The organism is Ruegeria sp. K3 (assembly GCF_056531845.1).
Window position 1 is genome coordinate 193,697 of record NZ_JBQFMM010000002.1, and the last position, 12,281, is coordinate 205,977.

Sequence of the window (12,281 nt, forward strand, 5' to 3'; positions counted from 1 at the left end):
CACGCGCTGCGATGTCGTGACGATGATTCTCTGAACATGTCCTTAACGCGGGATCGGTTGATCAATGACCTCTAACTGTGGCGGAAAACACGAGAAATCACTCTGACACATCAAGGCGGAATGGGCTGGTCGTCCGGGACATGTCTGTGGAGGAATCGCGATGCGGCGAAATTCCGCCGGTTCAGCAAAACAGGTCAAGCTAAAAGATTCCAAAAATGACCGAAAAAGCCCGTTGACCAACTATGGGAATATACGTCAGATTGTATGGGCCGAAAGACGAGCCACTAAATCTGGTAGGCAATGACCGGAAAAGGCATCGGGCGAGGGACGGAAAGCATACCACTATGACGTAGACCGTATTCGCGGTTCTGCGCTGTTCTAGGCAGCGTCCGGTCCCTTGCGTCTCAAATTCGTCGGTAGTGCGGGCGGCACCCCGCAGCATCAAGATTTAGTGCCGGGACTTGAAATTTGGACAGATCGAAGCTGGGGCAGCGGACATGAAGATTGAAAGAAAATTCACCAAACCGGGACAGGATGCATATGGCGATCTGGATTTTGTGTCCGCAACATCCGAGATTCGCAATCCGGATGGCACAATCGTGTTCCGTCTGGACGAGATCGAAGTGCCTGCAAAATGGAGCCAGGTGGCTAGCGATGTCATCGCACAGAAGTACTTCCGCAAGGCCGGTGTTCCTTCCAAGCTGAAGAAGGTTAAGGAAAAGGACGTTCCCGAATTCCTGTGGCGATCGGTTCCTGCGGAAGATGCTGAATTTGATGGCGAAACCTCATCGAAACAGGTTTTTGATCGTCTGGCCGGCGCGTGGGCTTATTGGGGCTGGAAGGGCGGCTATTTCTCGACTGAAGAGGACGCGAGCGCCTATTTTGACGAGATGCGCTATATGCTGGCGACCCAGCGTGCAGCTCCGAACTCGCCGCAGTGGTTCAACACCGGTCTGCACTGGGCATATGGGATCGATGGCCCGGCGCAGGGGCACCACTATGTTGACTACAAAACCGGCAAGCTAACCAAATCGAAATCCGCTTATGAGCATCCGCAACCGCATGCGTGCTTCATCCAGTCGGTCGACGATGATCTGGTCAACGAAGGCGGCATCATGGACTTGTGGGTGCGTGAGGCGCGCCTGTTTAAGTATGGCTCGGGCACCGGAACCAACTTCAGCCATCTGCGTGCAGAGGGTGAAGCGCTTTCGGGTGGCGGCAAGTCTTCGGGCCTCATGGGATTTCTCAAGATCGGCGACCGCGCCGCTGGCGCGATCAAATCAGGCGGTACAACCCGTCGAGCAGCAAAGATGGTAATCGTCGATGCAGATCACCCGGACATCGAGCAATTCATCGAATGGAAAGTGATCGAAGAGCAGAAGGTGGCCTCGATCGTTGCCGGATCGAAGATGCACGAGAAGATGCTGAACGGCATTTTCGAGGCCATCCGGTCTTGGGACGGCTCTGCCGATGATGCCTATAATCCAAACGCAAACGACGCCCTGAAAAATGCGGTTCGCGAAGCGAAAAAGGTCGCGATCCCAGAAACTTACATCAAGCGCGTTCTGGACTACGCCAAGCAGGGCCACGATAGCATTGAATTCCCGACCTACGATACGGACTGGGATTCGGAGGCTTATAGCTCGGTCTCGGGCCAAAACTCGAACAACTCGATCCGGGTGACCAATGCGTTCCTGACCGCAGTTGAAAAAGACGCGGATTGGGAACTGATCAACCGCACCGACGGCAAGGTTGCTCGTACAGTCAAAGCACGTGATTTGTGGGAAAAGGTCGGCCACGCCGCATGGGCCTGTGCCGATCCTGGCATCCAGTTCCATGATACTGTCAACGAATGGCACACTTGCCCCGAAGACGGTGAAATCCGCGGTTCGAACCCGTGTTCGGAATACATGTTCCTCGATGACACGGCCTGTAACCTGGCGTCGATGAACTTGCTGACCTTTTTCAAGGACGGTGAGTTCCAGGCGGCGGACTATATGCACGCCTCGCGTCTGTGGACCCTGACGCTGGAAATCTCGGTGACCATGGCGCAGTTCCCGTCTAAGGAAATTGCGAAACTCTCTTACGATTTCCGTACGCTGGGTCTGGGTTATGCCAACATTGGCGGTCTGCTGATGAACATGGGTTACAGCTACGACTCGAATGAGGGGCGTTCGATCTGTGGCGCGCTGACCGCGATCATGACCGGTGTGGCTTATGCGACCTCGGCAGAGATTGCAGGCGAGCTTGGCCCGTTCAAAGGATATGAGCGCAACGCAGACCATATGCTGCGCGTCATCCGCAACCACCGTCGTGCGTCGCAAGGAGTGACCGAGGGGTATGAAAAACTGGCTGTTAAGCCGGTGCCTCTGGATCACGACAATTGCCCGGATAAGCGTTTGATCGATCTGGCCATGTCAGCTTGGGATGAAGCGCTGAGCCTCGGCGAAAAGAACGGTTATCGCAACGCGCAGGCCACAGTTATCGCACCAACCGGCACCATCGGTCTGGTGATGGATTGCGACACGACCGGGATCGAACCGGACTTTGCTCTGGTCAAGTTCAAGAAGCTGGCCGGCGGTGGTTACTTCAAGATCATCAACCGCTCGGTGCCTTCGGCGCTGGAAAAGCTGGGCTATTCCTCGGCTCAGATTGAAGAGATCGTGGGTTATGCGGTTGGTCATGGCACCATCGGCAACGCGCCGGGGATCAACCACACCTCGCTGACCGGTCATGGTTTTGGCCCGAACGAGTTGGCAAAAGTAGATGCCGCACTGGAAAGCGCGTTCGACATTCGGTTCGTCTTCAACCAGTGGACGCTGGGCGAGGACTTCTGCACCGGTGTTCTGGGCATCCCGGCGACCAAGCTGAATGACCCGACCTTCGATCTGCTGCGCCATCTGGGCTTTACCAAGGCGGATATCGACGCGGCCAACGACCATGTTTGCGGAACCATGACGCTGGAAGGTGCGCCGCATCTGAAGGAAGAGCACTATTCGATCTTCGACTGCGCCAACCCGTGCGGTAAAAAAGGCAAGCGTTTCCTTGGGGTTGATAGCCACATCACCATGATGGCGGCGGCGCAGAGCTTCATCTCAGGCGCGATCAGCAAGACGATCAACATGCCGAATGACGCGACCATCGAGGACTGCCAAAAGGCATACGAACTCAGTTGGTCGCTGGGTGTGAAGGCGAACGCGCTATACCGCGACGGCTCGAAACTGTCGCAGCCTCTGGCCGCGGCGCTGGTCGAAGATGATGACGAAGCGGCGGAAATTCTGGAAAGCGGTTCGACGCAAGAAAAAGCTGTCGTTCTGGCCGAGAAGGTGATCGAGAAGGTTGTGGTCAAGGAAATGATCCGCAGCCATCGCGAGAAACTGCCGCATCGCCGCAAGGGCTATACCCAAAAGGCAATCGTGGGCGGCCACAAGGTTTACCTGCGGACCGGTGAGTTCGAAGACGGTAAGCTGGGCGAGATTTTCATCGACATGCACAAGGAAGGCGCTGGCTTCCGGGCGATGATGAACAACTTCGCCATCGCCGTGTCGGTTGGCCTGCAATACGGCGTGCCACTGGAAGAGTTTGTGGATGCCTTTACCTTCACCAAATTCGAACCAGCGGGGATGGTGCAAGGCAACGACTCGATCAAGAACGCGACGTCGATCTTGGATTATATCTTCCGCGAACTGGCCGTGTCCTATCTGGATCGCACCGATCTGGCGCATGTCAAACCCGAAGGCGCAACCTTCGACGATCTGGGTCGCGGCGAAGAGGATGGTCTGTCCAACGTATCGGAAATCAGTGAAAGCGCGGCGACCAAATCCTTGGAAGTGCTGAAACAAATCAGCTCGACTGGGTATCTGCGCAAGCGGCTACCGCAGGATCTGATGGTCTTCAATGGTGGTCAAGCCGACGTGTCCGGTATGGCCGAAACCGCAGCGACATTCGAAGCACCCGCTGAGACGGCGGTTGCGACCGGAATGGACGCTCGTACCAAAGCCAAGATGCAAGGGTACGAGGGCGATCCCTGCGGCGAATGCGGAAACTACACGCTGGTGCGCAACGGCACCTGCATGAAATGCAACACCTGCGGCGCGACAAGCGGGTGTAGCTGAGTTTAGCGCCCCGGCAACCCGGGGTGCAGGGGTCGGATGCTGCCACAGTAACCGGCCCCGACGAATACGAAGCAAGGCGCTGAGACTTACCATCGATGCCTTGTTTCACTCGGCCGACATGCCCGTGTCGGCCGGGAACAGGGTGGGGCGGAATATTTGCTCCCTCCCACTCTCTCACGGGACGGGTGCGCTCGTCCCATGCGCAGTCCAGGCCGCAGGCAAAAAAACACCGGGCGGTCAACGAAATGAGCCTGGAAGGCGAAACTGACAGGGGGCTTCGGCCCCCTTTCTTTTTTCAACCCCGAGTCGTGGATTTGAGCAGGGCATTGCCGGATCATCCTGTTTGGATCGGGCAAGAGTTGCCGAAACCTGTCCTGGCCATTTCGCCCAGCAAGCCTCCGCAGATGCGACTCAGTCAAACACGCAGAGATTGGCTTGAAAGCGGCCACATCAATCTGAGCGGGTGACACGCCTTCAGGATGGCCTTTTTTTGGCGCTTGTCCGGACGCAAACACTCAAGAAAACGCAATCAGGAGGCATAACATGAAACCGCAAATTCTGGCCCTTATCTCAACCTTCGCACTTGGCCTGCCGACATTGGCCGTCGGCCAAAGCGCCGCCGATACCAACGGCGACGGAGTACTGACGATCGATGAAGTTCAGGCCGTCGTGCCTGACGTTGATGCCGAAGGCTTTGCGCAGATGGACGCAAACGGCGACGGTGCGCTAGATCAGGATGAGATCACCATCGCTGAACAAGCGGGCCTGCTGCCGCCGTCCAACGGCTGATCAAGCAGGAATGCTGGCGGCCCGGAATATCCGGGCCGCTTATTTTTCAGCGGCTTACGCGGGTAAGTAAATGTTGAACTTGCCGCGAATTTCCGCGTCCAAAAGCGGGTCGAATCTGGCCGGGGATGGCACGGCGAGGATCTCTTCCTTCCGCTTCACTGCCTTTTCGATCAGATCTGGTTTGCCAAGCTCAACCCATTCCTTCGGAGATGATCGGTCACCAAAGGTAGGATAGACGTAATCTGCCTGCATACGGCCTAGCGTCGCATCGGTGCCAAGATAATGCCCAGGACCACCCATGCAGACTTCGGCCATCTGGTCCAGTGCCAGCGTCTCGTCCGTTACCTCGATTCCGCGCACACAGCGCTGTGCCTGTCCGATCAGGTCATCGCTCAGGATCAGGCTCTCGTGGCAGAACCCCAGCAACGAGGCATGCATGCCTGCGGCTTCATACACCATGTTCAGGCCTGACAGCCCAGCCATGACGTTCGAACACATTTGTTCCCAACCGGCCTGCATGTCGGGCAATTTCGCGTCCGATGCACCAGCTGCGGCACCACCGGGCAGATCGTAAAACTGGTGCATTTGCGCGCAGCCCGCGGTTAGCAGAGCTTGTTCACCCGATCCGATGGACATAGCACCGGTGCGCAGGTCCAGACCAAAAGGCCAAGTGCCAAAAATCGCGGGTGCACCGGGCTTTACGGCGTTTACATAAACCAAACCCGCCAGACATTCGGCGGTGGCTTGTGTGATCGCTCCGGCAACGGTCGAGGGTGCGGTAGCTCCTGCCATGCCCGCAGAAAGCAACAAAACCGGCATTCCGGCCTTGATGCATTCTTCCATCACCTCGCAGCTTTCGGTGGCGAATTTCATCGGGGGCACAACGAAGCAGTTGGAGTTGGACATGAAGGGCCGCTCGCGCCACTTGTCCTCTCCGCCCGCGATCATGTGCAGCATCTCGATGGCGGGGGCCACATGGCTGGGCTCTGTGAACGACGTACCGATGTGTTTGAACGTGCCTGAGGTGGTGGCGTAGACCGTGTTCAGATCCATCTCAAGGTTGTCGGCGATATCTCGGCACACCATGGGGCGTTGAACAAAGTGAATGTTTTCAAGCTGTTCACAGATGCGAGTCGCGTCATGCAGGTCCTGCAGGGTCGAGTCGCGATATTCCTGCCCATGCACGTCGACCATGCTGACCGCTGCGCCTGCGGTGCCATAATGGACACGCGTTCCCGACAGCTCCAGATCCGATTTGCCGTCCCGGCTGTGCAGAGTGATCGAGCGATTGGCCTTGGCGATTGTGTCCTCGACCAATGCGCGCGGAAAGCGGATGCGGCCATCGTCGCCCAAGGTGCATCCCGCAGCCACGAGATAGTCGATCCCACTTTGTGGCGCATCAGCAAGGCCGATGGTTTCCAGTGCGGTCAGAGCGGCCTCGTGGATGCGTTCGATCTGTGCTTGGGTCAGAACCTTCAGGGTTCCGCCCTCCATACCAGGCCGAATCGGGCGAAGATGTTCCGGAAGAGCTGACGCACGGGCGGCACGACGCGCGGCGCGGCCACCGCTGCGGGATGAGTTTCGCGTTTGTTCGTTCATGTGTGTGTCCGGTCAAAAAAGTACGTTGTGGGTGAGTGTACCTAGACCAGTGCAGGCCGTCCTCGTGCCGCACGACCGCGATCCGCACCAATGGTGCGGCTGACCAGCCGAATTTTCCAAACTTCGTTATGCATCAACTTCCTCAGTCTGATGCGCCCATTGTTTCAATGCACTTTTGGAAAATCTGTTCTGTTTGCGACTTTGGACTAATTTTATTGGGCCATCAGTCAAAATGAACTGGGCGCAAATCCTCGTGACTAAATGTTTTTTTCCAATTGCGGTAAGAATCTGTTAATCTGCACGTAGTTATTTGGATTTGTACCTTAGGTTTAAGTAAATACTGGGGTTGGCTGATCAGCAGATCGCTGCCTCGGGGATGCGCCCAAACCGGCAACGGATGTTTGGAGGTCTGCATGAAGTCATTACTGGCCGCACTCGCCGCAGCACTGATAACAGGTGCAGGGCAGGTTGTGGCAGAAGACTGGACAGGCGCGTACGCTGGTTTCAGCTTTGGTTATGCAGATGTTGATGGGTCCGGAGGGGCAGGCGGAAGCGGGGGCAGTTTTGGCCCGCTGATCGGATACGACTATGATTTTGGAAATTTCGTGCTTGGCGGTGAGTTGGAATATAACCGCCTGAATCTTGATCTGGGACAATCCGAAGGAAGCCTTGATAGTATGTCGCGATTGAAGTTGCGCGGCGGCTACGATTTTGGATCAGCCCTTGGCTATGTTGTCTTGGGAACCGCGCGGGCCAGTACGTCGGGTGACAGTGATACGGCTGCCGTTTACGGGATCGGTGTTGCCTATCCGCTTGGCGATCGGTTTGTAATCAGTGGCGAAGCGCTGCGGCAGAACTTCGATGATATACCGGAGTCTGGTCGAAGCCTCGACGCAAATGTGTTCAACTTGCGCACCACATTCCGCTTCTGAAACTCGGTGGTCGATTGTCATCCATCTGCCAATTGAGCGGCAAATTCGCATAGGGTCTGTAGCGATGTGACGAATTTCTCGTCATCGATTGTCATGGCCACGCGGATGTGACCTGCGGCGGCAGAACCAAAGCTCTCACCGGGCATCACAGCGATGGCATGCGTGTCCAGCAGCGCATTTGCGAACACATCGCCGCTAAGACCCGTAGCCCGGATATCCAGCATCAGATACATCGCGCCTTGCGCCGGTATTAAGGTGACGACCTGCTGCGCAGCCAGCACTTCAATCGCCAGAGCGCGGCGGCGGCGAAACGGCGCGGCGATCTTGTCTTCGAGAGGTTGTCCCACGCTCAGCGCATAGTTGGCCGCATCCTGTATAAAGCCGGGCACACCATAGGTTGTGTGTGTTGCCAAGTTGATCAGGTGGTCGATCACGCCTTCCGGAGCAACGATCCACCCACAACGCGAGCCAGTCATGGCATGAGATTTCGACATTGAACCCACGACCAGAGTGCGCTCAGCCATGCCGGGTAGGGCGCGCGGTGACAGGTGTTCACCCTCCCAAACCTGCGTGTCGTAGACTTCATCGGAAATCAGCCACAGATCGCGGCGCTGACAAACCTCGGCGATGGCAGAAAGTGTTTCGGCGGAATAGACCACACCAGTTGGGTTGTTTGGGGAGTTTATCAGCAGCGACACCGCCCCGCCTGCCGCGCCATCGATATCGGAAGCGCGAGGTTGGAACAAATCTTCGGCGCGTGTTTCTATGCGTTTGGCTACCGCTCCAACGCCACGGATCGTGCCGGGGTAGGTGGCATAATACGGATCCAGGTAGAGCGCGATATCGCCCGGATCGCAAAGCGCGGTGTGCGCCGCAAACAATGCGGCCTGACCGCCGGGGGTGATGATAACGTTGTTGCGTGTGGTCGCTACACCTGTTCGCATTTGGACACGGGCGGCCACAGTATCACGCAGCAGATCAGTGCCAGGAACCATCGCGTATCCTGTGTGCCCGCTGCGGGCCGAACTTTCCATGGCCGACAATATCGACTGATCGGTCCGAATGTCATGCTCGCCGATCGTCAACTCGGTGACGGCATGGCCTTCGGCAATCATCCGACGCGCGCGGATGAACACCTCCCAGCCGTCTGATCCACCCTCGGTCAGATGCGTAATGCGATGCGATAGTTTCAAGGGATTCTCCCGACCGGCTATGACGCCGAATGGGGCAAAGCACAGCAATTTTGTCAATCAGCTTCGCGGCGGCAAACTCGCCTGTATCTTCTTGGTCAGCGATGCACGGACGATATCGTATGAGGTGATCAGGCGATGTTGCATCTCGTCGGCGGCGGTTTCCCACGGCAGGCGAACCCAGCTGCGGTGAAAATACGGGGCCTTGGTGCCAATCCCTGCGTCGATCAACATCTGCGCGGTCTCAATGTCGGGAGTCTTGACCGATACACCATCCCCGACCGAGCCGACGCAGGCAAACATCTTGCCGCCCACTTTCCATGCGTCGTGGCCGCCACCCCACGGGTCCGAAAGTTCGGCACCGGGCAGGTCTGCGCAAATAGTGTTAACGAATTCACGGCTCATGGTGGGCAGAGTGCCGCTGCGGATTGTAAAACTCAAGACTTGGCTCAGAGCGGTAGCCGTGTTATCGAAACCGCATGAACCGGAAGACTTGCATCATTATCTGCTGCATTACCTGCTGATTTCTCAAGCGGGCCGGTTTCTTTCGTTTTCATCCCTGAGACAAGTTGCTAAGCCCGCGCCAACGCGTGACGTATATGCTGTTTCAGGAGCACGACCCGATGACGACGATCAAACTGCACAACACAAGGACTCGGACGAAAGAGGATTTCGCGCCGATCGATCCCGGTAATGTGCGGATGTATGTCTGTGGTCCGACGGTCTATGATCGGGCGCATCTTGGGAACGCACGGCCTGTGGTTGTGTTCGACGTGCTCTATCGTTTGTTGCGGCATGTATACGGTGCTGATCACGTGACCTATGTGCGCAATTTCACCGACGTGGATGACAAGATCAACGCCACCGCATTGTCGCGCAAGAAGGCTGGGGCTGACGGGTCTTTGGAACAGTTGGTGCAGGAACGTTCGGACGAAACCATCGGCTGGTATCTGCACGACATGGGCGCGCTAGGGGCGTTGGAACCCAACGCGATGCCGCGCGCCACAGAGTATATCGCGCAGATGATTGCGATGATCGAAGACCTGATGGCCAAGGGGCATGCCTATGCCGCCGAGGGTCACGTGTTGTTCGCGGTGGACAGCTGGAAGGAACACTACGGTGCGCTGTCGGGGCGGTCGCTTGATGACATGATCGCCGGGGCGCGGGTCGAGGTCGCGCCTTACAAGAAGAACCCGATGGATTTTGTGCTGTGGAAGCCGTCGACCGATGAGTTGCCCGGCTGGGACAGCCCATGGGGCCGGGGGCGTCCGGGGTGGCATATCGAATGCTCGGCCATGAGCTATGAATTGCTGGGCGAGAGCTTTGATATTCACGGTGGCGGCAACGATCTGATGTTCCCGCACCACGAGAACGAGATTGCTCAGAGCAAATGTGCCCACCCGCATGGCGAATTCGCGCGTGTCTGGATGCATAATGAGATGCTACAGGTCGAGGGCAAGAAAATGTCCAAATCGCTGGGCAATTTCTTCACCGTTCATGATCTGCTTGAGCAGGGTGTGCCGGGTGAAGTGATCCGGTTTGTGTTCTTGCAGACCCATTATCGCAAGCCGATGGACTGGACCGAGAAGAAGGCGCGCGAAGCCGAGGCAACATTGCGCAAGTGGCGGGCGTTGACAGCGGGCATCGAGCCCGCCGCCACCGCGGCACCTGCGGTCATCGATGCGCTTGCGGATGATCTGAACACTGCAGGTGCCATCGCGGAACTGCATCGTTTGGCTGCAGATGGTGATGCTTCGGCTTTGCTGGCAAGTGCGCAGCTGGTTGGACTGTTGGGGGACGATATGGGCGCTTGGGCCGAGACCGCTTCGGCTAATCTGTCGTCTCATGCAGAAAAGCTGGCCGCGGCGCGCGCGTTTGCGATGCAGAGCAAGGATTTCTCTGAGGTTGATCGTCTAAAGGCGGCATATATCGCCGCCGGGCTTGAGGTTCGGATGAGCAAGGATGGTGTGGAATTGGTGCCCGGCGCCGGATTCGACGCCGCAAAGCTGGAGGGGGTCGAATGACCAAGGAACGCCTTTACCTCTACGACACCACGTTGCGCGACGGGCAGCAAACTCAGGGTGTGCAGTTCTCGACAGCCGAGAAGGTGCAGATCGCGCAGGCGTTGGATTCGCTGGGGATTGATTACATCGAAGGGGGTTGGCCCGGAGCGAACCCGACCGACAGTGCGTTTTTTGAAAGCGCGCCTGAGACGTCGGCCTGTATGACGGCGTTTGGAATGACCAAACGCTCGGGCAGGTCGGCTGAGAATGATGACGTTCTGGCTGCTGTAATGAACGCGGGAACACCAGCCGTTTGTCTGGTTGGGAAATCGCACGACTACCATGTGACCCATGCGCTTGGTATTGCTCTGGAGGAGAATACCGAGAACGTGCGCGCCTCGGTCGCGCATATAGTGGCGCAGGGGCGTGAGGCCTTGTTCGATGCCGAGCATTTCTTCGATGGGTACAAAGACAATCCTGGTTACGCGGTGGAAGTCTGTCGCGCGGCTCTGGATGCGGGTGCGCGGTGGGTTGTGCTGTGCGATACCAATGGAGGTGCGCTACCGGCAGAGGTCGGGCGGATCGTATCCGAGGTGATTGCGGCCGGTCTGCCGGGGGATCGGCTGAGCATTCATACGCATAACGACACCGAGAACGCAGTGGCGTGCTCGCTGGCTGCAGTCGATGCGGGAGCGCGGCAGATTCAAGGTACGTTGAATGGGTTGGGAGAGCGCTGTGGCAATGCCAACCTGACCGCTTTGATCCCAACGCTGATGCTGAAAGAACCCTATGCCTCGCGCTATGAGATCGGAGTGATGCCCGAGGCGCTGGCCGGGCTGACGCGCATCAGCCGGATGCTGGATGATATCCTGAACCGAGTGCCCAGCAAGCAGAGCGCCTATGTAGGCGCGTCGGCTTTTGCGCATAAGGCCGGGCTGCATGCCAGCGCGATCCTCAAGGACCCGACAACCTATGAGCATATCGATCCGGCAAGTGTTGGAAATGCGCGCATCATTCCGATGTCGAACCAGGCCGGGCAATCGAACCTGCGCAAACGTCTGACCGATGCGGGATTGTCCGTAGAAGCGGGCGATCCGGCGTTGGGACGTATCCTTGAGCGGATAAAACTGCGTGAGGCCGAGGGGTATTCCTATGACACCGCGCAGGCTAGTTTTGAGCTGCTGGCGCGGGATGAATTGGGGCAGTTACCCGAGTTCTTTGAGGTCAAGCGCTATAAGGTGACCGTTGAACGCCGGAAAAACAAATACAACAAGATGGTCAGCCTGTCCGAAGCGGTTGTTGTTGTGAAAGTGGATGGTGAGAAGAAGCTGTCGGTAAGTGAGTCGCTGGACGAAAGCGGTAGCGATCGCGGTCCGGTGAACGCGCTCGCCAAAGCTCTGGCCAAGGATTTGGGGCAGTATTCGCAGATACTGTCGGATATGCGGCTGGTCGACTTCAAGGTGCGCATCACTCAAGGCGGGACCGAGGCGGTCACGCGCGTGATCATTGACAGCGAAGACGGGCAAGGGCGGCGCTGGTCTACGGTTGGGGTGAGTGCGAACATAATTGATGCCTCGTTCGAAGCGCTGCTGGATGCTATTCAGTGGAAACTGGTGAGCGATTGCGCCCCGCAGTCAGCGGCCGCCGAATAAG

8 protein-coding genes are annotated in these 12,281 nt (G+C 57.4%); 5 read left to right on the forward strand and 3 right to left on the reverse strand.

Features of this window, described 5'->3' with window-relative positions:
• Positions 1 to 497: 497 nt before the first annotated feature.
• Positions 498 to 4,115: a vitamin B12-dependent ribonucleotide reductase gene (locus tag ACR0MP_RS04725; RefSeq protein ID WP_170405945.1), complete on the forward strand. Its 3,618-nt coding sequence runs from the start codon at positions 498 to 500 to the stop codon at positions 4,113 to 4,115.
• A 543-nt stretch (positions 4,116 to 4,658) separates the two neighbouring features.
• Positions 4,659 to 4,904, forward strand: a complete 246-nt coding sequence (locus tag ACR0MP_RS04730) for an EF-hand domain-containing protein (RefSeq protein WP_170405941.1) — start codon at positions 4,659 to 4,661, stop codon at positions 4,902 to 4,904.
• A 54-nt stretch (positions 4,905 to 4,958) separates the two neighbouring features.
• Here ACR0MP_RS04730 and ACR0MP_RS04735 read toward each other — a convergent pair whose 3' ends face one another.
• A complete protein-coding gene (locus ACR0MP_RS04735) occupies positions 4,959 to 6,503 on the reverse strand; it encodes a trimethylamine methyltransferase family protein (RefSeq protein ID WP_170421793.1) in 1,545 nt (514 codons plus the stop codon).
• A 413-nt stretch (positions 6,504 to 6,916) separates the two neighbouring features.
• Between ACR0MP_RS04735 and ACR0MP_RS04740 the strand changes: the two genes are divergently transcribed.
• Complete coding sequence (locus ACR0MP_RS04740; protein ID WP_170405935.1) at positions 6,917 to 7,435, forward strand: outer membrane protein; 519 nt, start codon at positions 6,917 to 6,919, stop codon at positions 7,433 to 7,435.
• A gap of 17 nt (positions 7,436 to 7,452) precedes the next feature.
• Here ACR0MP_RS04740 and ACR0MP_RS04745 read toward each other — a convergent pair whose 3' ends face one another.
• Both ACR0MP_RS04745 and ACR0MP_RS04750 read right to left on the reverse strand, forming a co-directional pair.
• Positions 7,453 to 8,628: a pyridoxal phosphate-dependent aminotransferase gene (locus ACR0MP_RS04745; RefSeq protein WP_480561451.1), complete on the reverse strand. Its 1,176-nt coding sequence runs from the start codon at positions 8,626 to 8,628 to the stop codon at positions 7,453 to 7,455.
• 57 nt (positions 8,629 to 8,685) lie between these two features.
• Entirely contained in the window at positions 8,686 to 9,030 is a 345-nt protein-coding gene (locus ACR0MP_RS04750) for an MmcQ/YjbR family DNA-binding protein (protein ID WP_170646136.1), read from the reverse strand.
• Between the two features lie 218 nt (positions 9,031 to 9,248).
• On the opposite strand from ACR0MP_RS04750, the gene cysS reads away from it, so the two are divergent.
• Both cysS and cimA read left to right on the forward strand, forming a co-directional pair.
• The gene (cysS, locus tag ACR0MP_RS04755) at positions 9,249 to 10,649 is read left to right on the forward strand and encodes a cysteine--tRNA ligase (RefSeq protein WP_170646134.1); all 1,401 of its coding nucleotides are present in this window, start codon (positions 9,249 to 9,251) and stop codon (positions 10,647 to 10,649) included.
• Positions 10,646 to 12,280, forward strand: a complete 1,635-nt coding sequence (cimA, locus tag ACR0MP_RS04760; RefSeq protein WP_170646132.1) for a citramalate synthase — start codon at positions 10,646 to 10,648, stop codon at positions 12,278 to 12,280. The genes cysS and cimA overlap by 4 nt, the downstream gene beginning before the upstream one ends.
• Position 12,281 lies beyond the last annotated feature (1 nt).

Coding starts and splice junctions, on each gene's coding strand:
- ACR0MP_RS04730 (WP_170405941.1), top strand. CDS start 4,659: ATGAAACCGCAAATTCTGGCCCTTATCTCAACCTTCGCACTTGGCCTG.
- ACR0MP_RS04740 (WP_170405935.1), top strand. CDS start 6,917: ATGAAGTCATTACTGGCCGCACTCGCCGCAGCACTGATAACAGGTGCA.
- ACR0MP_RS04735 (WP_170421793.1), bottom strand. CDS start 6,503: ATGAACGAACAAACGCGAAACTCATCCCGCAGCGGTGGCCGCGCCGCG.
- ACR0MP_RS04725 (WP_170405945.1), top strand. CDS start 498: ATGAAGATTGAAAGAAAATTCACCAAACCGGGACAGGATGCATATGGC.
- cimA (WP_170646132.1), top strand. CDS start 10,646: ATGACCAAGGAACGCCTTTACCTCTACGACACCACGTTGCGCGACGGG.
- ACR0MP_RS04750 (WP_170646136.1), bottom strand. CDS start 9,030: ATGAGCCGTGAATTCGTTAACACTATTTGCGCAGACCTGCCCGGTGCC.
- cysS (WP_170646134.1), top strand. CDS start 9,249: ATGACGACGATCAAACTGCACAACACAAGGACTCGGACGAAAGAGGAT.